General features: G+C 62.9%; 23 protein-coding genes. 10 read left to right on the top strand and 13 right to left on the bottom strand.

Annotated features, from left to right (window positions below; translation table 11 throughout):
- Positions 1–70 precede the first annotated feature (70 nt).
- A complete protein-coding gene (gene leuB / locus V4R08_RS12695; protein WP_335579678.1) occupies positions 71–1,183 on the bottom strand; it encodes a 3-isopropylmalate dehydrogenase in 1,113 nt (370 codons plus the stop codon).
- 222 nt (positions 1,184–1,405) lie between these two features.
- On the opposite strand from leuB, the gene V4R08_RS12690 reads away from it, so the two are divergent.
- Positions 1,406–2,602 carry a YbfB/YjiJ family MFS transporter gene (locus V4R08_RS12690; protein ID WP_335579677.1) on the top strand — a complete coding sequence of 399 codons (1,197 nt, stop codon included), beginning with the start codon at positions 1,406–1,408 and terminating at the stop codon, positions 2,600–2,602.
- A gap of 7 nt (positions 2,603–2,609) precedes the next feature.
- On the opposite strand, the gene V4R08_RS12685 is transcribed toward V4R08_RS12690, so the two are convergent.
- From V4R08_RS12685 to V4R08_RS12675, 3 genes are all read right to left on the bottom strand, one after another.
- Complete coding sequence (locus V4R08_RS12685; RefSeq protein WP_335579676.1) at positions 2,610–3,119, bottom strand: superoxide dismutase family protein; 510 nt, start codon at positions 3,117–3,119, stop codon at positions 2,610–2,612.
- Positions 3,120–3,213: 94 nt separating this feature from the next.
- Positions 3,214–3,999: a molybdopterin-dependent oxidoreductase gene (locus V4R08_RS12680; RefSeq protein ID WP_335579675.1), complete on the bottom strand. Its 786-nt coding sequence runs from the start codon at positions 3,997–3,999 to the stop codon at positions 3,214–3,216.
- A gap of 11 nt (positions 4,000–4,010) precedes the next feature.
- A complete protein-coding gene (locus V4R08_RS12675) occupies positions 4,011–4,640 on the bottom strand; it encodes a cytochrome b/b6 domain-containing protein (RefSeq protein ID WP_335579674.1) in 630 nt (209 codons plus the stop codon).
- 297 nt (positions 4,641–4,937) lie between these two features.
- Between V4R08_RS12675 and V4R08_RS12670 the strand changes: the two genes are divergently transcribed.
- The 5 genes from V4R08_RS12670 (at position 4,938) to V4R08_RS12650 (ending at position 10,170) form a co-directional block, all read left to right on the top strand.
- A complete protein-coding gene (locus V4R08_RS12670) occupies positions 4,938–6,479 on the top strand; it encodes a malonate--CoA ligase (protein ID WP_442935662.1) in 1,542 nt (513 codons plus the stop codon).
- 222 nt (positions 6,480–6,701) lie between these two features.
- Positions 6,702–7,100: a succinate dehydrogenase, cytochrome b556 subunit gene (sdhC, locus tag V4R08_RS12665; RefSeq protein ID WP_335579673.1), complete on the top strand. Its 399-nt coding sequence runs from the start codon at positions 6,702–6,704 to the stop codon at positions 7,098–7,100.
- 29 nt (positions 7,101–7,129) lie between these two features.
- Entirely contained in the window at positions 7,130–7,504 is a 375-nt protein-coding gene (gene sdhD, locus V4R08_RS12660) for a succinate dehydrogenase, hydrophobic membrane anchor protein (RefSeq protein ID WP_335580278.1), read from the top strand.
- Between the two features lie 3 nt (positions 7,505–7,507).
- Positions 7,508–9,331 carry a succinate dehydrogenase flavoprotein subunit gene (sdhA, locus tag V4R08_RS12655; protein ID WP_335579672.1) on the top strand — a complete coding sequence of 608 codons (1,824 nt, stop codon included), beginning with the start codon at positions 7,508–7,510 and terminating at the stop codon, positions 9,329–9,331.
- Positions 9,332–9,387: 56 nt separating this feature from the next.
- Positions 9,388–10,170, top strand: a complete 783-nt coding sequence (locus tag V4R08_RS12650; RefSeq protein ID WP_335579671.1) for a succinate dehydrogenase iron-sulfur subunit — start codon at positions 9,388–9,390, stop codon at positions 10,168–10,170.
- Positions 10,171–10,402: 232 nt separating this feature from the next.
- Here the strand turns inward: V4R08_RS12650 and V4R08_RS12645 are convergent, their stop codons facing one another.
- Complete coding sequence (locus V4R08_RS12645) at positions 10,403–10,831, bottom strand: CAP domain-containing protein (protein WP_335579670.1); 429 nt, start codon at positions 10,829–10,831, stop codon at positions 10,403–10,405.
- Positions 10,832–11,013: 182 nt separating this feature from the next.
- Here V4R08_RS12645 and V4R08_RS12640 point away from each other — a divergent pair, with 182 nt between their 5' ends.
- Entirely contained in the window at positions 11,014–11,247 is a 234-nt protein-coding gene (locus V4R08_RS12640; RefSeq protein ID WP_335579669.1) for a hypothetical protein, read from the top strand.
- A 205-nt stretch (positions 11,248–11,452) separates the two neighbouring features.
- Entirely contained in the window at positions 11,453–13,411 is a 1,959-nt protein-coding gene (locus V4R08_RS18225) for an OmpA family protein (RefSeq protein WP_442935661.1), read from the top strand.
- A gap of 153 nt (positions 13,412–13,564) precedes the next feature.
- Here V4R08_RS18225 and V4R08_RS12625 read toward each other — a convergent pair whose 3' ends face one another.
- The 7 genes from V4R08_RS12625 to V4R08_RS12595 all read right to left on the bottom strand — a co-directional run bounded on the left by V4R08_RS12625 (position 13,565) and on the right by V4R08_RS12595 (position 19,424).
- Positions 13,565–14,794: an argininosuccinate synthase gene (locus V4R08_RS12625; protein ID WP_335579666.1), complete on the bottom strand. Its 1,230-nt coding sequence runs from the start codon at positions 14,792–14,794 to the stop codon at positions 13,565–13,567.
- A gap of 76 nt (positions 14,795–14,870) precedes the next feature.
- The gene (locus V4R08_RS12620) at positions 14,871–15,659 is read right to left on the bottom strand and encodes a phosphatase PAP2 family protein (protein ID WP_335579665.1); all 789 of its coding nucleotides are present in this window, start codon (positions 15,657–15,659) and stop codon (positions 14,871–14,873) included.
- A 48-nt stretch (positions 15,660–15,707) separates the two neighbouring features.
- On the bottom strand, positions 15,708–16,184 hold the full coding sequence (locus V4R08_RS12615) for a hypothetical protein (protein ID WP_335579664.1): 477 nt from the start codon (positions 16,182–16,184) through the stop codon (positions 15,708–15,710).
- A 68-nt stretch (positions 16,185–16,252) separates the two neighbouring features.
- Positions 16,253–17,446 (bottom strand): dual-specificity RNA methyltransferase RlmN, encoded by a 1,194-nt coding sequence (gene rlmN, locus V4R08_RS12610; protein ID WP_335580277.1) that lies wholly within the window; start codon positions 17,444–17,446, stop codon positions 16,253–16,255.
- A gap of 136 nt (positions 17,447–17,582) precedes the next feature.
- Positions 17,583–18,074 carry an invasion associated locus B family protein gene (locus tag V4R08_RS12605; protein ID WP_335580276.1) on the bottom strand — a complete coding sequence of 164 codons (492 nt, stop codon included), beginning with the start codon at positions 18,072–18,074 and terminating at the stop codon, positions 17,583–17,585.
- A 564-nt stretch (positions 18,075–18,638) separates the two neighbouring features.
- Positions 18,639–19,016, bottom strand: a complete 378-nt coding sequence (locus tag V4R08_RS12600) for a YkvA family protein (protein ID WP_335580275.1) — start codon at positions 19,014–19,016, stop codon at positions 18,639–18,641.
- Positions 19,017–19,118: 102 nt separating this feature from the next.
- Positions 19,119–19,424: a 4a-hydroxytetrahydrobiopterin dehydratase gene (locus V4R08_RS12595; protein ID WP_335579663.1), complete on the bottom strand. Its 306-nt coding sequence runs from the start codon at positions 19,422–19,424 to the stop codon at positions 19,119–19,121.
- A gap of 484 nt (positions 19,425–19,908) precedes the next feature.
- On the opposite strand from V4R08_RS12595, the gene fdxA reads away from it, so the two are divergent.
- Entirely contained in the window at positions 19,909–20,247 is a 339-nt protein-coding gene (gene fdxA, locus V4R08_RS12590) for a ferredoxin FdxA (RefSeq protein ID WP_335580274.1), read from the top strand.
- Positions 20,248–20,301: 54 nt separating this feature from the next.
- Complete coding sequence (locus V4R08_RS12585; RefSeq protein WP_335579662.1) at positions 20,302–20,676, top strand: DUF488 domain-containing protein; 375 nt, start codon at positions 20,302–20,304, stop codon at positions 20,674–20,676.
- A 101-nt stretch (positions 20,677–20,777) separates the two neighbouring features.
- On the opposite strand, the gene htpG is transcribed toward V4R08_RS12585, so the two are convergent.
- On the bottom strand, positions 20,778–22,679 hold the full coding sequence (htpG, locus tag V4R08_RS12580) for a molecular chaperone HtpG (RefSeq protein ID WP_335579661.1): 1,902 nt from the start codon (positions 22,677–22,679) through the stop codon (positions 20,778–20,780).
- Positions 22,680–22,900: the final 221 nt, after the last annotated feature.

Raw genomic sequence — 22,900 nt, 5'->3', positions numbered from 1 at the left:
TAACCCCCGCCACTTCGGCCTAATCGAGACTCCTCGACGTATGGGTCTCTGCCTGCGGGGGGGGTGGCACTCAGGCGTATAGCGCTTGAAGCTCCTTCACGATCGCCTCACCCATCTGCGATGTGCTGACGACGGTCGAGCCATCGGACTTCAGATCGGCCGTGCGCAGGCTTTTCGCGAGCACCGCCGCGATCGCGGCGTCGAGCTTGTCCGCGAGATCCCCCATATCGAAGGAATAACGCAGCGCCATCCCGAACGAGGCCATCATCGCGATCGGATTGGCCGCCCCTTGCCCGGCGATATCGGGCGCCGAGCCATGCACCGGCTCATAAAGCGCGCGACGCTTTCCGGTTTGCGGATCGATGTCGCCGAGCGACGCCGACGGCAGCATCCCGAGCGAGCCGGTCAGCATCGCCGCGATGTCCGAGAGCATATCGCCGAACAGGTTGTCGGTGACAATCACGTCGAACTGCTTGGGGCGACGCACAAGCTGCATCCCGCCGGAATCGGCGAGCTGGTGATCGAGCGCGACGTCCTTGTATTCGCGCTGGTGAACCTGCGTCACCACCTCGTGCCAGAGCACGCCGGACTTCATGACGTTGCGCTTTTCCATCGAGGTCAGCTTGTTGCGGCGCTTGCGGGCGAGATCGAAGGCCACGCGCGCGATGCGCTCAATTTCATAGGTGTCGTAGACCTGAGTGTCGATGGCGCGCTTCTGGCCGTTGCCGAGGTCGGTGATGGCTTTCGGCTCGCCGAAATAGACGCCGCCGGTGAGTTCGCGCACGATCATGATGTCGAGGCCCTCCACGAGGTCCCGCTTGAGACTGGAGGATTCCGCAAGCGCCGGATAGCAGATCGCCGGGCGTAGGTTGGCGTAGAGCCCAAGGTCCTTGCGCAGCCGCAACAAGCCAGCCTCGGGCCGCACCTCGTAGGGCACCGGGTCCCACTTCGGGCCGCCCACCGCACCGAACAGCACGGCGTCGGCGGCGAGCGCCTTGGCCATAGTGGCGTCGGTGATGCTGACCTTGTCGGCGTCATAGGACGCGCCGCCCACCAAGCCTTCCTCGGTCTCGAACGTGGCGATACCCTGCGCATCCAGCCAGCCGATCAGCCGCTTCACCTCCGCCATCACCTCGGGGCCGATGCCGTCGCCGGGCAGGAGAAGCAGCTTGTAGATCGCCATGACAAGTCCTCGGAATGTCGTCATCGCGGACGCCGAGCGCAGCAAGGCAATCCGGAATCCAAAGTCAGACACTAAAGGTGGATTCCGGGTTCGCGCCTTCGGCACGCCCCGGAATGACGGAAATGCCGATTGCTAGGACGGCGTCGCGCCGTTGGCAAGACGCCTTTGCGCTAATTGCCCCGCCGTCGAAAGCTGCCACAATGCGCGCTACCGGAGGTTTCTGTGAACGCACCAGAGCGACCAACCGCGCCCGCCAACCCCGCGCGGCTGATTCTGATCCTCTCGCTTACGGCCACCGTCGGCCTTGGCCTCGGCCGCTTCGCCTACTCGCTGGTGCTGCCGGACATGCGCGACAGTCTCGGCTGGTCCTATTCGTCGGCCGGCTTCATGAATACGATCAACGCCGCCGGTTATCTCGCCGGCGCGCTGATCGCGTCCTCGGTCGCGAAGCGCTTCGGGCCGACCGCAAGCACACGCTGGTCGACGGCGGCTGCCGCCGTTTCGCTGGCGCTCTGCGCGCTGACGGGCAACTTCATCGTTCTCAGCTTCGCCCGATTGATCGTCGGAATCGCCGCGGCGATCGGATTCGTTGCCGGCGGAACACTGGCGACAACGATCGCGCAAGCGCAGCCGGCGCGATCGAATTTCCTGATGAGCCTGTTCTACGTCGGTCCCGGCATCGGCATTCTCTCGTCCGGACTCATCGCGCCATTCGTGCTGCAATATTTCGGCCCGGGATCGTGGTGGATCGTGTGGTGGACGATGACCGGACTCGCCATCATGATGACAGTGCCGATGTTCGTCGCGCGCTTCGATATCGCCGCGAGCGGCCCGCAGACGGCGCAGGGACGCTTCGCGATTCGCCCTGTCATCATCTTCCTCGCCGCCTACTTCCTGTTCGGTGCGGGCTATATCGCCTACATGACGTTCATGATCGCCTATGTCCGCGACGGCGGCGGCGGCGCACTGGCGCAAAGCGCGTTCTGGAGCCTGATCGGACTGAGCGCGCTGGCGACGCCCTGGATCTGGCGGCGCACGCTCGGCCTCGACCGCGGCGGCCTCAGCATGACCATCGTCCTCGGTGTCAATGCCATTGGAGCCGCGATACCGCTGCTGGGCCATACGCCGCTTTTGCTTGAATTATCGGCGCTGGTGTTCGGCGTGGCGTTTTTCGCGGTGGTGACCTCGACCACGGCGTTCGTGCGCTTCAACTATCCGCTCGCGACATGGCCGACCGCGATCGCGGCTATGACAATTTCGTTCGGCATCGGTCAGACGCTGGGGCCGGTCGTGGTCGGCGCGATCACCGACGCCATGGGCAGCCTGTCCTATGCGCTCAACGTCTCGGCGGCGATGCTGGCGGTCGGTGCGATCCTCTCCGCCTTCCAGCGCCCGCTTCCGCGTCCCGCGCCGTCCTGACGGGGCGCTACTCGATGACGCCGCAGGCGATGCGGCCGCCGGCATCGCCGGTCGGATCGGTTTTGTAGTCGTCCGCCGCCGCGTGGATGACGATGGCTGTGCCACCTGGCTTCAGGACCGAATTCGGTTTGTCCTTGTCGAGCGTGATGGCGGTATTGACCACCTCAAGCTTCAATTCGCCCGAGGCGGGCACGACAAGGTTTGGCATGTCTCCGGCGTGATGACCATCGGCCGCCATCATGCCGTGCTTCTTGTTGCCGGGATTGAAGTGGCCCCCCGCCGAAGTGAACGGCGGCTCGCATTTGCCGACCGCGTGAATGTGGAATGCGTGCTCGCCGGGCGGCAGGCCCTTCAGGGCCGCTTTCAGCAGAACCCCGTCATCGACCTGCGTCAATTCGACACTGCCGACGTCGGCGCCCTGGGCGTTTTTCAGCAGAGCCTTGGCGGAATTGGCCGACGCCGCAGTCACGGTCAGGACAAGGAGCGTCGCCGCCGTCAAAAGGATGCGGGCTATCATGAAAACCTCCGGCTTAGGGAAATCAGGGCTTCGGCCATAATGGGCGTCGACGGCGCCCGCTTATAACAGCCGGGGACAACAGCGGCCAGTCATCTCAGAGGCCGCTGAAGGAATTGTAACCCTGGTCTTCCCAGTAGCCGCCCTTGTAGTCGTTGGTGACTTCCATCGAGAGCACGTATTTCGGATTCTTGAAGCCGAGCTTGGTCGGGACCCTGATCTTCATTGGGTAGCCGTACTTGCGCGGCAGGATTTTCCCGTCGAACTTGAATGTCATCTGGGTCTGCGGATGCAGGGCGGTCGCCATGTCCAGCGGACTGTTGTAGCCGTCGACATCGGCGCACTGGAACCAGCAATATTTCGCGCTTGTATCGGCGCCGATCAATTTGAGGAAATCGCGCAGCGGCGTCCCGCTCCAGCTTCCGATCGCGCTCCAGCCCTCGACGCAGACGTGCCGCGTGATTTGCGTGACCTCCGGCAGCTTGTAAAGTTCGTCAAGCGTCCATGATTTCTTGTTGTCGACGAGACCCCGCACCTCGAATTCGTAGTCCTCGCCGTCGACGTCGGGCGCCTTGTCCTCGGTATAGTAGCCATTGAACGGAAACGGCCGCGTGATGTCGGCTTCCGTATAGGTCGGCGCCAGCGTGTTCGGATTGAAGATCGCGGCCTGCACCTTGTCGTTGAACTTCGAAATCTGCACCAGAAGGTTTTCCGCTGAGAAACCGTCGGACACGTCGCATCCCGTCAGCAACGTCAACGCGCCGAGGCTGGCGCCGCCGGCGATGAAACGGCGGCGGGCCGGATCGGGCAGCAATTTCGCAGCGTCCCTGACCAGCAGCTTCTTGTCGACGCCCGGAATCAGAAGTGAACGGAGACGGCGCATGGCAGCCTTTCCTACCGACCTATAATCATCGCGCGCAGGCTTCTCGGCACCAGCAGCGCGAGCGTGACATGCACGACGAGAAATGCGACGATCAGCGCCATGCAGGTGAAATGCACATAGCGGGCGACGTCGTAACCGCCGAACACCGCTGTCAGCCACTGAAACTGGACCGGCTTCCAGATCGAGAGGCCCGACAGCACGACCACGATCCCGGCGACGATAACGAGCGCGTACAAAAGCTTCTGCACCTGGTTGTATCGCGACAGATCGTGATGCGAGAGCTTGCCGGTCAGCGCCGCCCTCGTATCGGCCGCAATGCCCGACGGCGTGATCGGCAACAGCTTACGGCGGAAGCGTCCGGTGGCGAGGCCAAGCACAAGATAGACGAGACCGTTGACCATCAGCAGCCACATCGCCGCGAAATGCCACAGCAGCCCGCCGGCGAGCCAGCCGCCGAGCGTAATCGAACGCGAGAAGGTGAAGTCGAACAGCGGCGAGGCATTGTAGATCTGCCAACCCGACATGATCATCATGATCATCGCCACGGCATTGATCCAGTGGACGACGCGGACCCACGCCGGCTGGATCGCCCTCGCAGGTCGGGATGCAAAGCGCCCATCGCCGGCTGAAATGCTCGTCATGACCAGGTCCACATATTTCGCCCGCCAGCGACGGGCGAGGAAAGCCTTGCGGATATTCTACGACAGAACTCGCAATTTGTTATCGCATTCCCCGCATGTCACCCCGAACTAGCGCAACATCTCCTTCACAAAAAAGCGAGCCGGATCGCCCTGTCCCGCCCGCGCCCGGCGCACCGTTCGGCGGCTTTCCCGAAATATCGCCGGCTTTTGCGCAACGACTGTCTTCGTTGCCTCGTAAAGCTGGTCCTTGCTATTCAACACCTGTCGGCCAATCAGCCGTCCGCGCCGAGACGATGCATGAATGCCAGCGGGAACTCCATCATGAACGCCAACCTGTTTTCACGCCTGTTCGACGATCTCAACGACGCAGGCCGGCTCGCGATCGAAACGCTGGACGGCCGACGCATCACCTATGGCGACCTGATCGCGTTCTCGGGACGGCTGGCGAACGTGCTGGTGGCGCATGGCGTCAAACCGGGCGACCGCGTTGCGGTACAGGTCGAAAAGTCGGTGCCGAACCTCGCGCTCTATCTCGCGGCGGTGCGCGCCGGCGCGGTCTACCTGCCGCTCAATACAGCCTATACCCTCAACGAACTCGACTATTTCATCACCGACGCCGAGCCGGCGTTCGTGGTCTGCGACCCATCCAAGGCGGATGGCATCAAGGCGATCGCGGCGAAGGTCGGCGCGAAGGTCGAAACGCTCGGCGCCGACGGCAAGGGATCGCTGACGGAGGCGGCGATGACGGCGAAGCCGGAGTTCACAACCGTCGCGCGCGCCGACGACGACCTTGCGGCTATCCTCTACACCTCGGGAACGACCGGCCGATCCAAAGGCGCGATGCTGACCCACGACAATCTGGCGTCGAACGCCTGCAGCCTCGTCGATTGCTGGCGCTTCACCGACAAGGACGTGCTGATCCACGCGCTGCCGATCTATCACACCCATGGACTGTTCGTGGCGTGCAACGTCACGCTGCTCGCGCGCGCCTCGATGATTTTCCTGCCGAAGTTCGATCCCGACCTCGTCATCGGGCTGATGGCGCGCGCCACCGTGCTGATGGGCGTGCCGACCTTCTATACCCGCCTGCTGCAAAATCCGGCGCTGACGAAGGAATCGACCCGCCACATGCGGCTGTTCATTTCGGGATCGGCGCCGCTGCTCGCCGACACCCACCGCGAGTGGTCGGCCCGCACCGGCCATGCCGTGCTCGAACGCTACGGCATGACGGAGACCGGCATGAACACCACGAACCCCTATGACGGTGAGCGCGTTCCCGGCGCCGTCGGCCGCGCGCTTCCCGGCGTCTCCGTTCGCATCACCGATCCGGAAACCAGCCAGGAACTGCCGCGCGAGAGCATCGGCATGATCGAGGTCAAGGGTCCGAACGTGTTCAAAGGCTACTGGCGGATGCCGGAGAAGACCAGGGCTGAATTCCGCGCCGACGGCTTCTTCATCACCGGCGACATCGGAAAGATCGACGGCAAGGATTACGTGCACATTCTCGGCCGCGGCAAGGACCTCGTGATCTCGGGCGGTTTCAATGTCTACCCGAAAGAAATCGAAAGCGAGATCGATGCCCTGCCGGGCGTGATCGAGACCGCGGTGATCGGCGTGCCCCATGCCGATTTTGGCGAGGGCGTCACCGCGGTCGTGGTCTGCAGCAAGGACGCCGATATCAGCGAGGCCAAGGTACTCGGCGCGCTCGATGACCGGCTGGCGAAATTCAAGGTGCCGAAGCGCGTGATTTTCGTCGACGAGCTGCCACGCAACGCCATGGGCAAGGTGCAGAAGAATATTCTGCGCGACACCTATGCCGGTCTCTACGAGGGAAGCTAGGCTATTGCGAGCCGTGCGAGCTATGAATCACGCTTCAGACATACCGCCTCCCGGCGCGTTATGTTAAGGAAGCGTCAACGCCGTAGTCCTGAACGGCCATTCTCAAAGAGCGATTTGAACGTTGCGCCGACTGTTTCGAATCCATAGATATATGCATAGAATTTGCTTGTCGCGGATTTCAACCGGGCTGGCGCCGCGCGCCCGCAACCAGCGAAGGCATCGATGACTGTCAGAATCGAACGTCCGCTTTCGCCACACCTACAGATTTACCGCTGGACCCTGACGATGGCGCTGTCCGTCGTCCATCGCGCGACCGGCATGGCACTCTATTTCGGGACGCTGCTGCTGGTCTGGTGGTTGATTGCGGTGTCGTCCGGGCCGGGCGCCTACGCCGCGGTCCAGTCGTTCACCGCGAGCTGGATCGGCCGGCTGATCGCATTCGGATACACATGGGCGCTGATGCACCACATGCTGAGCGGCGTTCGCCACCTCGTCTGGGACCTCGGTTACGGATTCAAGCCGGCGGAGCGTGAATGGCTCACCCGGGCAGCGCTGATCGGCGGCATTTTGCTCACGGTGCTGCTGTGGATCGTCGCCTATGCGATCGGAGGCGGACGATGACCATGGAGCCGCTATCCGGCCCGAAGCCGATGCGGACACCGCTGTCGCGGGTTCGCAACCTCGGCGCCGCCCATTCCGGAACCAAGGACTTTTGGCGGCAGCGTGTGACCGCGGTCGCCATGATCCTGCTGATCGTCCCGATGATCGTGGTCATGATGATCCTGCTCGGCCGCAACCAGGCCGGGGCGGCGCAGATTCTCGGCTCGCCGCTGATCGCCATCGTCATGCTGCTGTTCGTCGTCGCCAGCATCTGGCATATGAAGATCGGCATGCAGGTGATCATCGAGGACTACGTGCACGACGAGAAGACGAAACTGGCGTCGATCATGGCGAACAACTTCTTCTCCGCCACGCTGGCGCTGGCCGCCGCTTACGCCATCTTCAAACTGTCATCCGGAGTTTAGTTCATGGCCGTAAACGGCAGCGCGGCGGCGGCCGCCAACGGCAAGGCCTATCCCATCGAAGACCATACTTACGACGTCGTTGTCGTCGGCGCCGGCGGGGCCGGCCTGCGGGCCGTTGTGGGTTGCGGCGAGGCCGGCCTGCGCACCGCTTGCATCACCAAGGTCTTTCCGACGCGGTCCCATACCGTCGCCGCGCAAGGCGGCATCTCCGCCTCGCTCGGCAACATGCACAAGGACGACTGGCGTTGGCACATGTACGATACCGTCAAGGGATCGGACTGGCTCGGCGATCAGGATTGCATCGAGTACATGGTGCGTAACGCACCGGAGGCGGTCTACGAACTCGAGCACTGGGGCGTGCCGTTCTCGCGCACCGAGGAGGGCAAGATCTACCAGCGCCCGTTCGGAGGCATGACCATCGATTATGGCAAGAGCCAGGCCCAGCGCACCTGCGCCGCCGCCGACCGCACCGGCCACGCCATGCTGCACACGATGTACGGCCAGGCGCTGCGCCACGCCGCCGAGTTCTTCATCGAGTTCTTTGCCATCGACCTCATTATGGACGATCAGGGCGTCTGCCGCGGCGTGATCGCGCTGAAACTCGATGACGGCACGCTGCACCGCTTCCGCGCCCAGACCACCATTCTCGCAACCGGCGGCTACGGACGCGCCTACGCCTCCTGCACCTCGGCGCATATCTGCACCGGCGACGGAGGCGGCATGGCGTTGCGCGCCGGCCTGCCGCTACAGGACATGGAGTTCGTCCAGTTCCACCCGACCGGCATCTACGGTTCGGGCTGCCTCGTCACCGAGGGCGCGCGCGGTGAAGGCGGCTACCTCGTCAACGCCGAGGGCGAGCGCTTCATGGAGCGCTACGCGCCCTCCGCCAAGGACCTCGCTTCGCGCGACGTCGTCTCACGCGCGATGACGATCGAAATTCGCGAAGGCCGCGGCGTCGGCAAGAAGAAAGACCACATCTTCCTGCACCTCGACCATCTCGACCCGAAAGTGCTGCACGAGCGGCTGCCCGGTATTTCGGAGTCGGTTAAGATCTTCGCCGGCGTCGACGTGACCCGCGAGCCGATCCCAATCCTGCCGACCGTGCACTACAACATGGGCGGCATCCCCACCAACTACCACGGCGAAGTCGTCACCAAAAAGACCGGCGATGACAATGCGGTCGTGCCGGGCCTGATGGCCGTGGGCGAAGCCGCCTGCGTCTCCGTGCACGGAGCCAACCGCCTCGGCTCCAACTCGCTGATCGACCTCGTGGTGTTCGGCCGCGCCGCCGCCCTGCACTGCGCCGAAAAGCTCGCCGCCAACGCCAGGCAGCCCGATCTCCCCGCCAACTCCAGCGAGATGGCGCTCAGTCGCCTCGACCGGTTTCGCTATGCCTCCGGCGGCACGCCGACCGCCAGGCTGCGCGAGAGCATGCAGCGCGTGATGCAGGCCAACTGCGCGGTTTTCCGCACCAGCGACATCCTGACCGAGGGTCAGAAACTGATCCACAAAGTCCATGACGGGATTGCCGACGTCGCCGTGTTCGATCGCTCGCTGGTGTGGAACACGGACCTGATGGAGACGATGGAATACGACAACCTCATCTCCCAGGCGGTGGTGACGATGGATTCCGCCGCCAACCGCACCGAAAGCCGCGGCGCCCATGCGCGCGAGGACTATCCCGATCGCGACGATCGGAACTGGATGAAGCATTCGCTGGCGCGGCTGAGCGATCGCGGTGTCACCACGATCGACTACCGCCCGGTGCACGACTACACGATGACCAACGACGTTCAGTCCATTCCGCCGAAGGCGCGGGTGTATTGAACTGAAACGAAGCATCATGCGCTGGCTTGACCCGCGCATCCATCAAAGGCAGACCGATGGCTAAATTCGCGCTTCCGAGAAATTCAAAGGTCACCGGCGGCAAGACCTGGCCGAAGCCGGAAGGCGCGACCGAAACGCGCGAATTCAAGGTCTATCGCTGGAACCCCGACGACGACGAGAATCCCAGCGTCGACACCTATTATGTCGATGTCAACGAGTGCGGCCCGAGGGTGCTCGACGGTCTGATCTGGATCAAAGACCACATCGACCCGACGCTGACCTTCCGCCGTTCCTGCCGCGAAGGCGTGTGCGGCTCCTGCGCCATGAACATCGACGGCCAGAATACGCTGGCCTGCACCACGTCGATGCACGACCTGGCCAACGGCACGGTGAAGATCAACCCACTACCGCACCAGCCTGTCGTGAAGGACCTCGTTCCCGACCTGACAAATTTTTACGCGCAATACGCCTCGATCGAGCCGTGGCTGAAGACCACCACGCCGACACCGCAGAAGGAATGGCGGCAGAGCCACGAGGACCGCGAAAAGCTCGACGGCCTCTACGAGTGCATCCTGTGCGCCTGCTGCTCGACAGCATGCCCGAGCTATTGGTGGAACAGCGATCGCTTCCTCGGCCCCGCCGCGCTGCTGCAGGCGGCGCGATGGGTCACCGATTCGCGCGACGAAGCCACCGGCGAACGTCTCGACTATCTAGAAGATCCGTTCCGGCTCTATCGTTGCCACACCATCCTGAATTGCACCAAGGCCTGTCCGAAAAAACTGAATCCGGCGGAGGCCATCGCCATGCTGAAGCGAAAGCTGGTCGAGCGGCAGGTCTGAGCGCCGAGACGGCGCGCCCGTCCTGAATCGCGCTCGCACAGTTCGCCTGACGGTTCCTGAAACAGGATGAATTACGTCATCGTTATTGCGAGGAGCGCAAGGGGCTAAGCAATCCAGCCTGCTCCGTTAAGATCTGGATTGCTTCGCTTCACGCGCAAAATTGGCAAGAGCCAATTTTGTCGCGAGCGCGCAATAACGATTTGAAGGCTTCGGCATCTCAATTCGTGCTGCCTCAATCCGTGATCACCATGGCCCAGAATCGCCGATAGGGCGATGACGGCTTTGCGACCGACGCGACGCCGACACGCCGCGCGCCCGGCATCCGAAGATTGGCGCGATGCCCGCTGCTCGCATCCCATTGCCTGATCGTTTCCGCGCAGGTCGGGAAACCGGCCGCGACATTCTCGGCAGCCAACCGGCGATGGACGGGCGCGATCCGAGCAAAGAAATTACCATTCACGTTATGGCTGACCGTTTCCGCCCGCGCCATCGCCGCGGCCTGCCGCCGCGCGATCCGATCGAGCGCCGCATCGGCGCGAACGGCTGACAGCCCGTGCGCGCGGCGATAGGCGCTGATCTCGGCCGCGCAGCCGCCCGCATGAGCCGCGCTGTTCGCGATCATGGCCAACAGCACGACCGTCGCCAGTGAAACGGACTTCATGCAAAGCGCCCCCCGTACGTTCCATGACGCCGGCGTATGGCCCGCAAGGCGGCAGCCGGCTCCGGAACATCACGCCACGCGGACCGTTAGCACAGCAAGAGGTGGTGGAAATCAAGAGACCATGGAAATAACGGTCAAAGGTGCTGCAAAGACCTGTCAACTTCGGAAAATGGAGACACGCTATGGGTGATGAACCGACGGAAGTGCCGCCCGTCGAACCGGGCCGTCCGGCGGAGCCACCCCGCGAAGACCCGCCGGGTCATCCGCAGCCGGGTCCCGATGTGCCACCGCCGATGCACGAGCCGGAGTCGCCGGTGCCTCCGCGGGAGTTGCCCGGCCAAATGCCGGACGAAGTGCCGACACAGGCCCCGCCGACCCCGCCCGCGCAGCCCCCTGCGACCGATATACTCACGTAGCAAGGCATCGCTGCGAGTGCGTACGATCTGAATGCGCCATGAATGCAGCACGCATGTTATCAGCGCATCCGATAATAAAATCGGTGTTCGCTACCTATAGCTGCCACATTACAGCCTCATCGCTATTTGTTGATTGGCACCCCGCCACCATCGGCCAGCAGGCTTCGCGTTTGTTGCCGAAATTTTTGTTGGGATAATGATTGTCATGACGAACTTTCGCCTGGTGCTGCTGGCCACGTCGGCTCTCACTGTCGCGTCGTTGACGACGACGCCATCGCACGCACAATCCGCGCCGGTCCAACTCGCGCAGGCTGCGCCATCCGCCGAAAGCGGAAATGAGACAAAGCGGAAAGAGCGGAAAGAACCGCAGCCGAAAGGTCCTGCACCGAAAGCTGCACCCGCTCATCCGACGCCGCCGCCCGGCGCACCCGCGCGACCCGCGGCTCCCCCGCCTCATGCAGCGCCGCCCCACGCGCCGTCGCCTCCGCATGTGGCCCCGCCGCCGCACGCAACGCCTCCCGCTGCTCCGGCCGCGCCGAAAGCCGCACCCTCGCCAAAGCCGGCGGCGCCTCCGACGGCCCCGAAGCCGCCCGCGCCCCCAGCCGCCGCACCGCCGTCATCCCCGTCGAAGGGCGCGACACCTCCGCCGGCCGCGAGAAAATCAGCCCCGACGACGCCCGCTCCGGCCGTGCAGCCACAAACCACGAGACCCTCGACGCCGCCTGCCAATGGGGAGCCGAATGCGACACGTCGCGACGAGCGAGGCCGTGGTGGACCCGGCCACGACCATGGCGGGCCTGGAGATCGCGGTGACCATCACAAGGGCGCGGCGCCCGCGCAAACGACCCCGGCGCCCGGCACGACTCCGACCAAACCATCCGCACCGGCGGCAGAACAGCGTCGCGCGCCGGGTCAGACTTCTCCGGCGGAGGTCAAGCCGGCGCCCAAATCATCTTCTGAAACCCAAAAACCTGCTGCGCCGAGCGGCGGCGCCGCCACTCCATCGGCTACTGCTCCCGGTGGCCAGTTGGGAACCAAGGCTGGACCACATTCGCCAGCGCTCGGCGGCCAGGCCGCCGCACCGGCGCAGCCGGTGAAGCCACCGCAGGTCAATGCCCCGCTACCGCCGCCACCGACGAGCGCGCAGGATCTGAAGCCGATCGCGCCGGGCGCCGCACGGCAGGGGCCGCGCAACATCGAGGCCTTCCGCAGCGAGCGCCGCGAAACCAAGCAGGGCGGTCGCACCATCATCACCGAGCCGGGCCGCGTCATCGTGCGCGATCCGAGCGGCCGGTCGTTCATCCGGCACAACGAAGAAGATCGCTTCCGCTATGGCGCGCGCGATATCCGGCAGGAGCGTGTCGGCAACGACACCCGGACCGTTGTGGTGCGGCCGGACGGCGCGCAGATCATCACCATCAACGATCGCGACGGCCGGATGCTGCGGCGAATCCGCCGTGACCGGCGTGGTCATGAAGTCGTCATCATCGACAACAGCTATCACGATCATGATCACCGTCGCGATGGCCGGGGCGGTTCGATCGCGGCCGGTGTCGCCGCCGGCCTGGTTGCCGGTGCGATCGGCGGCTACTTCGTGACGCTGCCGCCGCCGGTGATCACCATCCCGCGCGATCGCTACATCGTGGAGGCGGAGGACGCTCCGCCTGAGCTGATCTACGACACGCTGGTCGCGCCGCCGGTGGAACGGATCGACCGCCGCTATACGCTCGAGGAAATCCGCTACAGCCCGATGGTGCGGGCGCGGATGCCGAGCATCGATCTCGACACCATCACCTTCGAGACCGGATCGTGGGACATCCCGCCCGATCAGGCCGCGAAGCTGCGGGTGATCGCGGACGGCATCAATCGCGCGATCTCGCGCAACCCGAGCGAGGTGTTCCTGATCGAGGGCCACACCGACGCGGTAGGCAACGACGTCGACAACCTGTCGCTGTCGGATCGCCGCGCGCAGTCGGCCGCGGAATTGCTGACGCAGCAATTCCAGGTGCCGCCGGAAAACCTCGTCACCCAGGGCTACGGCGAGCAGAACCTGAAGGTGCAGACCGATGGTCCCTCGCGGGAGAATCGCCGCGTCACAGTACGTCGCATCACGCCGCTGTTGGACGGCGGTCAGGCGTCGGCGTCTCCGCCGCCGCGCCGCTGATCGAGAACAAATATCAAAATGAAAATGGCCGGGAACAATCCCGGCCATTTTTGTTCAGTCATTGCGAGCAGAGCGAAGCAATCCAGTTTTTCAGAAATCAACTACACTGGATTGCTTCGCTCCGCTCGCAATGACGACTACTCTCGGCTGCCACTACAGCCCCAGCTTCTTCTTGCGCTGGCCGAGCGTGCGCAGCCGCAGCGCGTTGAGCTTGATGAAGCCGGCCGCGTCGCGATGATCGTAGGCCACCGCCCCTTCCTCGAAGGTGACGAGATCCTGATCGTACAGCGAATACCTGCTGTCCCGGCCGACAAGGATGACATTGCCCTTGTAGAGCTTCAGCCGCACCTGCCCGGTGACGTATTGCTGCGAATGATCGATCGCGGCCTGCAACATCTCGCGCTCCGGCGCGAACCAGAAGCCGTTGTAGATCAGCTCGGCATATTTCGGCATCAGCTCATCCTTCAGATGCGCCGCGCCGCGATCGAGCGTGATCTGCTCGATGCCGCGATGCGCGACAAGAAGGATAGTGCCGCCGGGCGTCTCGTACATGCCGCGCGACTTCATGCCGACGAAACGGTTCTCGACCAGATCGAGCCGGCCGATGCCGTTGGCGCGGCCGAGTTCGTTCAGCTTCGCGAGCAAGGTGGCGGGGGACAGCTTCTTGCCGTCGATGGCAACGGCGTCGCCCTTCTCGAAATCGATCGTGATGTAGGTCGGCTGGTCCGGCGCGGCCTGCGGATCGATGGTGCGCGAATACACATAATCCGGCACTTCCTGCGCCGGATCTTCCAGCACCTTGCCTTCGCTGGAGGCGTGCAGAAGGTTGGCGTCGACCGAGAACGGCGCTTCGCCGCGCTTGTCTTTGGCGATCGGGATCTGATGCTGCTCGGCGAACGCGATCAGCTTCTCGCGCGACTTGAAATCCCACTCGCGCCACGGCGCGATGATGGTGATATCGGGCTTGAGCGCATAGTAACCGAGTTCGAAGCGGACCTGATCGTTGCCCTTGCCGGTCGCGCCGTGCGACACCGCATCGGCACCGACCTTCTCGGCGATCTCGATCTGCTTCTTGGCAATCAGCGGCCGCGCGATCGAGGTGCCGAGCAGATACTGGCCCTCATAGACCGCGTTAGCGCGGAACATCGGGAACACATAGTCGCGAACGAACTCCTCGCGCAGATCCTCGATGAAGATGTTCTCAGGCTTGATGCCGAGCAACAACGCCTTCTGGCGCGCCGGCTCCAGTTCCTCGCCCTGGCCGAGATCGGCGGTGAAGGTCACGACCTCGGCACCGTAGGTGGTCTGCAACCATTTCAAGATAATCGAGGTGTCGAGCCCGCCGGAATAGGCAAGCACCACCTTCTCCACCTTCTTGCTCATGAAAATCCTGTGGAATGACGTGAATTCGGCGGGGACTATAGGCGGAACCGGACCTCGTGCAAGGTCCCGGAGACGCTCACGCCGGCTTCTTCGGCACGGGTGCTGGACCGACATCGCGGCCTTGCCACCGCTGCCGCATCCGATAGCCGGGCCAGGCGAACCGCGTCAACGCGGCATCGATCTCGGCGTCGCTCTTCCGCGTCGATGGCCAGCGGTAGATGTAGCCATGAACCAGCCAGATCACCAGAAACGCGACGATTGCGGCCGCCGCCACATCGGTGAAGAAATGACCGCCGAACGCCATCCGCAGCACACTGGTGACCGCGCCAAACGTGATCGCGCCCGCATAGGCCAGCGGCCGCCACACGGGCGGCGTCAGCGCGGCCGGCGCCAGTGTCCAGAATGCGGTCGCGCCCTCGCCGGAGAAGAAGGAACAATTCCTGCCGCACTCGCCGCGCGGATCCCACCACGGCATGAATTTCCATGGGCCGTTGAATTCCGTCACCATCACGGGCCGCGGCCGGGCCCAGAAGGTTTTGAACGTCAGGTTGGTCAGAATCCCCGCGCTGAGCAGCATGGTGATGAGCAGAAACGCGACGGTCCGGCCCGACATCATCAGCGGGCGGTCCGGGCGAAACATCTTCACAGTCAGCGCGACGATCGCAGGGACCGCGAACGCCCATGCCACCCACATCGCGGCATAGCGCGCAAACGAGGCCAGTGCGTCCGATTTGAGCGGAAAGGTTTTCGTCGCGGGATCGTAGAACAGCGCCGCGAGACGCAGATCGTATTCGGGATGAATCCCGAACACGATTCCGATCATGAGCCCAAGTCCGAGCGCTATGACTAATCCGGTTCGGTTCATGACGCGCGGTTTAGCCGACGACGACCGCCATGAAAAGGCCGGGCATTTTCAAGTCCGAGCCGGCGGATCAGGGGGCCGCTGGCCGCGCGGACGCTCACGCCACGCGCCGGCATTGCGCCCCGCGATCAGCCAATAGGTGAAGCCCGCGACGACCCCGGCGCCGGTCATGATTTCGAGGTGGCGGCGCACGATGCCTTCGAAATGCATGGTCGCCGGGTCGAACGGGATCAGGCCGAGGTAGCAGCCGGCACCGCAAATCGCGCCGCCGGCGGCGTAAGCCAGTATGCCGCGGATATAAAAGGCTTCGGTGACGAGAACCACGATCATTGCCGGCAGCAGCGCAAAGCCGCTGACGAAGATGAAGCCGAATCCGAGCACGATGTTGAGCGTATCGGGATCGGGCGGCTCGAAGCCGAGATCGGTGAATTCGGGATACAGCAACGCGATGACAACGACCATCCCGGCAACGAAGCAGGCAGCCACCAATCCGAACAGGATCGCAAACAGCCGGCCGATCAGCGCCATGAGAAACTCAATCGATCCCTGGGCATGATCTTATCCGAAAACCGGTTCCCACTTTTCGGGATCATGCCTCAATCCGTCATCGCCATGGCGCGAAGCGCCTGACGTTCGCGGGCCGACAACTTCTCGGTTTCGGACTTGAGCTGGCCGCAGGCGGCCAGAATGTCGCGGCCGCGCGGCGTGCGCACCGGCGAGGAGTAGCCGGCGTTGAAAACGTATTCGGAAAACTTCTCGATCTGATCCCAGTCCGAACATTCATAGCGCGTACCCGGCCACGGATTGAATGGAATCAGATTGATCTTGGCGTGGATGCCCTTGAGCAGTTTCACAAGCCGCTTGGCGTCGTCGAGCGAATCGTTGACGCCCTTCAGCATTACATATTCGAACGTAATCCGTTTGGCGTTGGAAGCTGCCGGATAATCGCGGCACGCCTGCATCAACTCAGCGATCGGATATTTGCGGTTCAACGGCACCAGTTCGTTGCGCAAGTCGTCGCGCACCGCATGAAGCGAGATCGCCAGCATGACGCCGATCTCCTCGCCGGTGCGGACGATGTTCGGCACCACCCCGGACGTCGACAGTGTGATGCGGCGCTTCGAGATGCCGATGCCTTCGTTGTCGGCGACGATCAACAGCGCGTCGCGCACCGCGTCGAAATTATAGAGCGGTTCGCCCATTCCCATCATCACGACGTTGGTGACGAGGCGATTGCCATGCGGCGTCTCGCGGTCGGCCCAATCGTTAAGCCGATCGCGCGCCACCATGATCTGGCCGACGATCTCGCCCGCCGTGAGATTGCGCACCAGGCGCTGAGTGCCGGTGTGGCAGAAGGAACAGTTCAGCGTGCAGCCGACCTGCGATGAGACGCACAGCGTGCCGCGATCGGTCTCGGGGATATAGACGCACTCGACTTCATGCGGCTTTTCCAGATTGCTGCCGCTCGGCAGCCGCAGCAGCCATTTGCGCGTTCCGTCGTTGGAAATCTGTTCGGCAACCACTTCGGGCCGATCGACTGTGACGTGTTTCTCAAGCGCGGCGCGCATGTCTTTCGAGACACTGGTCATCTCGCCGAACGTCTTCGCACCGCGGACATAAATCCAGTGCCAGAGTTGCTGAGTGCGCATCCTGCGCTGCGCCGGCGCGACGCCGGTGGCGGCGAGACGTTCGGAAATCTCCGCGCGCGACAGGCCGATCAGCGACGGCTTCGCCGGCGGCACATAGGTTTCGAGCGCGATTTTTTCCAGAGGAGCGCCGCCGGCCGCTATTCCGCGCGCACCCGGAATGCTCGCGGCGGCGGCTACGGCCTCGGTCGGAACGGTGCTCACGGTACGAGACGCTTCACTCATGCCACATGACATAAGCCTTCCGCGGCCCGCTGAAAAGCCGGCAGATTCTGCGACGTTAACGCCTGCAATCCTGCGCGACCTTGTCCAGCGCCTGGGACAGGCCCTTGAGGGAAAAGACGTCCGTGGTTTTCGTCCCCCTGGACGACACGCCCTTGACGGTCGCATCGGCGGACTTGCGCATGGCATCGACCAGCCGGTCTTCCTCGGCGGCGTTCTTGATCCAGATGCCGTCGCCCTGAGGGTACATCTCGAAGCTCGCGCCGCCGACATCGAGCGTGGCTTCCGAGCCCGGCTTGAGCGGATAGCCGACCGTGACCGACACCTCGTTCGTCACTTTCTCCGCTGGCCGGGTCGAGACGAAGGCGTAGATCGGATCGCGCGGTCGGTTCGGCGGATTGGTTTTCGAGGACGACGGCTTGGCAAGAGCGAAGCAGACCTTCTTGCCGTTCGGCGATGCGGTATAGGCGCCCCACGCGCCGAACTGTCCGAGCAGCGTCGGCTCCGAACTGCCGGCTGTCGGCGCACTGAATGCGGGAGCAAGGCCCATTCCGCCTGCAAGCAGGCTTCCCACCAGAACTGTCAGCAATTGCCGCATGGACATCATCAAATCTCGTCCTTTCATCATTGTGACTGGAAGATGGCTTGATGTGCGCGGATCACACATCATCGGGGAATAACCGGAAATGCCTGATTTGTGAAGGCGGCCCCCATCCTTGCGGCTCGCATCGCGATTCGCAACCTGGTGGAGTGAATTTGACACTCGCAACGCACCTTGCCGCGCATCGGGGACGCGAGTATCAAATTCAAAACTCCGCCAGCACTTATATTCGCTAGTGGTCTTTCGATTATTAACATTGGCGGGAACGCCTGCCGCAACGGGATGCAAATGTTAGAATCGGACCGTTACGATAGCATCGACCAAAATATTGGTGCGCATCCGGAACGCTATGCTTGCGCCGAAACCGCGCGCCCCCGAATTCAGCCGCAGCCGTGCAGATTGCCGGTGTGATCGAAAGTGTGGACGGGCGATCGGCCCAAAACCCGGCGATCACGCGATGGCGTCATCCGGTCATAACGGCGCGTGGATGATCCGCATGTTGCTTTAAGGCAGTCACACCACTTCGTTCTCTATTCCGCGCTTCAACACCGTGCGCGCAGCCTCGCGATGCTCCGGCGTGATGTGGGAAGCCACGATCCTGATCGCCGTCGCAAGCACGGCGGCATCGTCGGTGAAACCGAGCACCGGCAATACGTCGGGAACAAAGTCGAACGGCAGGATGAAATAGGCGATGGCACCGAGCAGCGACGCCTGCACATGGCGCGGCGTCTGCTTGTCGAAGGCGCAGTAGTAGGCTGCCAACAGGTCTTCTGCGAATGGCACGTTGGCGACGACGCGCTTCAGCTTGCTCCAGAACCGCCGGCGCACGCTGTCGCGGTCCTGCGCCAGCCGGTCGGCCGGCTCGAATCCCACACTGTGTTCGGATGCCATCGTCAGAGTTCCCGAAATGTCATGGCGGCGGATTGTCGACATCGCCGCTCCCTCCCACGTGGGAACTCTGTTTCTCCACTGCAAGGCCGGCATCGGGGGCGTTCAGGCCACGCCGAACTGCCTTGCAATCGCGTTCATCGCCTCCGCGAGCCTGATATCGCGCTCGGTCACGCCACCGGCGTCGTGGGTGGCGAGCACAACCTCTACCGTCTTATAGACATTGCGCCATTCCGGATGGTGGTCGTTCTTTTCGGCGACCAGCGCCACGCGCGTCATGAAGCCGAAAGCCTCGTTGAAATCCCGGAACGTGAATACGCGCGCGATGGCCTCGCGGCCCGCGACCTCCGACCAACCCGACAACGCCTTGATCGCTGCTTTTCGTGCCTCCGCCGACAACCGCTCCGCCATATTCGTCTCCTTTATTGATCGGACCTGGTGGTCCGGTTCTAACATTTCCATCCCGTTGCGGCAGGAGTTCTTGCAAATGTTGGAATCAATGGACCACTAGCAACTATTCGTTTCTAGCGGAGTTTTGAATTTGACATTCGCTTGCCGGGTTGGCCGCAAAGCGGGTAGCGAATAATTCAATCCACTCGTGTGGAGCTCAGAGGTCTCGCTCCTCTTTGGAGCGTTTTAGGGAACTGCCATGCTCGAAAATCCCCTATAGAATATTGATTTAAGGCGGGATCTGGCATATAAAGAAACATCAAATATGTATCTTATGGAAGGAACATGTGACGACCTCTGCTGCCGGAATCTTGGCGTGGTCGTGGCGAAATGATCTTCTTTGCTGCTGAGCTTGTCATATAATGGTATTCGCGGGATCGTTGATGCGTTTGCGCCAGGGTTAACGCCGATCCAGCTCCTGTTCCCGCCTCGCGGAGTCTTCGAGATGACTTTCGTTGTCACCGACAATTGTATCAAGTGCAAATACATGGATTGTGTGGAGGTATGTCCCGTGGACTGCTTCTATGAAGGCGACAATATGCTCGTCATCAATCCCGATGAGTGCATCGACTGCGGCGTCTGCGAGCCGGAATGTCCGGCCGAGGCCATCCTTGCGGACTCCGAGCCGGGCCTGGAAAACTGGCTCAAGCTGAACGCCGAATATGCTTCGGTTTGGCCGAACATTACCATCAAGCGCGATGCCCCCGCCGACGCGAAAGCTTTCGACGGCGTTGCCGGCAAGCTGGAGCAATATTTCTCGGCAAATCCCGGGACAGGCGACTGAGGGAACGCACCGCGCCCTCAGGCAGAGCGCGATCAGCGAAGGATCCATGACGCCATGACGCGGCTTGCGGCCAAAAACGTCAACCTGAAGCGAGCCTATAAGCCTCCCGCGGCAGACGACGGCACGCGGATACTGGTTGACCGTCTATGGCCCCGGGGCCTTCGCAAGGCGGACGCCGCTATCGATCGGTGGATAAAAGACATCGCGCCCAGTACCAACCTGCGCAAGTGGTTCGGTCATGATCCCGCTCGCTGGCAGGAGTTTCGACAACGATACACAGATGAGATCCACGGGCACCCGGAACAGCTTGACGAACTGCGCAGCCGCGCTCGGTCGGGCCGGATAACGCTCGTCTTCTCGGCCCATGATGAAGCACACAACGATGCGGTCGTTTTGAGGGATGTCCTTCTGGGCCGAATCGGCGTGTGATCTCCCCCTTCCGCCCCCACCTAGCAAACTGTCGAAAACGTCTCGCTGTCATTTCCGGACGCCGCCGCAATAGCGGCGATGCACCGCCAATCCACCACGAACTACGCGGTCGAACCGCGCAGTCCCCGCTCGACGATTCGGGCAAGACGCCTGGAAAACTCAAGCGCGTCGCTGGGCCGGTCGCCGTCAAGGACGCGCGCGTCATCGAGCAGCATTCGTGCCGTGTCCTCCTTGAACGCGTGATCGCTATTCCCGAGCGCCGCCAGTGAAGCGATCAGCGGATGCCTCGGATTCACCTCGAGCACCGGCCTGGATGCGCCGGTCAGTTGCCCGACGCCAACGAGAATTTTTTCCAGTTGCCGATCAGGCCCCGACTCGACCGCTACGAGGCAAACGGGGCTATCGGTGAGGCGCTCGGACGAGCGCACGTCGGAAACCAGGTCCGCGAGCGTCGTCTTGAGAAAGGCGAGGAACTCGGTAACGCTCCCGCTGACCTCCTGCGGGGTTTCGGCGCTGGCGTCGACGCGCGGGATCGCCGCCAGATCCGCCGCACCCTGCGTCACGGATTTGAACGGCTTCCCCTCGAAGCTCGGCGCGGACGTGACCCAGAAGCTGTCGACCGGATCGGACAGCAGCAGGACCTCCATACCGCGGGCACGGAAACCCTCCAGATGGGGCGAGGCTTCGAGACCCGCGGCGTCCTGCCCGGCGAGATAGTAGATCGAGGTCTGATTGTCCTTCAGGGCGCCCACATAGTCCTTGAGGCTTCGCAACGATCCCGCCGTGGTCTTGAAGCGGCAGAGCGAGAGAATGGCGTCGCGCCGGTCGGCGGCATCGTAGATGCCTTCCTTGAACATCGGACCGAAGGCCTCCCAGATTTTTCCGTAAGCCTCCGCGTCTTTCTCGGCGAGTTTCTCGAGCTCGCTCAGGATACGGCCGGTGATACTCTTCTTGATCGCGGCCAGGATCGGGCTTTCCTGAATCATTTCGCGCGAGATATTGAGCGGAAGATCCGCCGAGTCGACGACGCCGCGCACGAACCGCAGATAGCGGGGCAGCAGATCGGCATCGTCGGTAATAAAGACGCGCTTCACGTAAAGCTTGATCGGTCCCTTGCGGTCGGTCTCAAACAGATCGAAAGACCGGGTCTGCGGCACGAACAGCAGCGCCGTGAACTCCTGCCGCCCTTCGGCGCGGAAATGCACCGTCAGCGCCGGTTCATCGAAATGGCCGGCAACGCTGCGGTAGAAATCGGCGTATTCGGAAACGCCGATCTCGCCGCGCGGCCTGGTCCACAGCGCCGCGCCATCGGCAATCTCGGTCGGGGCGGCTCCGGGCTGCTCGACAAGCACGATCGGGACCGGCACATGGCCCGATTGCTCCCTGACGATCTGCTCTAGCTTGAGCCGATCCGTATATTCCTTGGCGTCTTCCGTAAGATGAAGCATCACGCGGGTGCCTCTCGCAGGAGCTTCGCTCTCATCCACGGGCGTGACCGTGAACGTTCCCTTCCCGTCCGACGACCAGCGCCAGGCTTCGCCTGCGCCCGCGCGTCGCGAGATCACATCGACCTGATCCGCCACCATGAAGGCCGAGTAGAAACCGACCCCGAACTGACCGATCAGCGTTACACCGTCGCCGCCTTCCGCCGCCTTGGCCTGCTCGATGAAAGCCTTGGTGCCCGACCTAGCGATCGTGCCCAGCGCGTCGACCATCTCATCCCGGCTCATGCCGATGCCGTTGTCCTCGACGCTCAATTGCCGCCGCTCCGCATCGATGGTTATGGCAATCTGCGGCCTGGTGTCGTCCGTCAGCAATGCGGGGTCGCTGATCGCGTCATAACGCAGCCGCTCGCAGGCATCGGCTGCGTTCGAAATCAGTTCTCGCAAGAACACGTCCTTATCGGAATAGACCGAGTGCACCATCATCTGGAGCAGCTTGGCGACATCCGCTTCAAACACCCGGCTTTCGGCCGCGCCATCACTGTCGTTTGTCGAGGTCATAGTCGCATTACCCTTGATCGTTTGACGCAAGAAACCCGCGCCGGACGGTATAGAAAATATGCGACCGGCATGCCAGTGCGCAGTCATACTCCGCCCGCTTCTCAGTCCGCCAGCCAGCCGGCGGGATCGTGAACCGATCCGATCACTCTCGCCGGTCGTGAAGGAATTTCTTCCGACAGTCGGCGGCTGTCAGCATCGACGCCACACGAGCAGCAGACACA

Origin of the sequence: Nitrobacter sp. NHB1, from assembly GCF_036964665.1 — a bacterium.
GTDB lineage: Bacteria > Pseudomonadota > Alphaproteobacteria > Rhizobiales > Xanthobacteraceae > Nitrobacter.
This window is presented reverse-complemented; position numbering and strand designations above follow the sequence as displayed.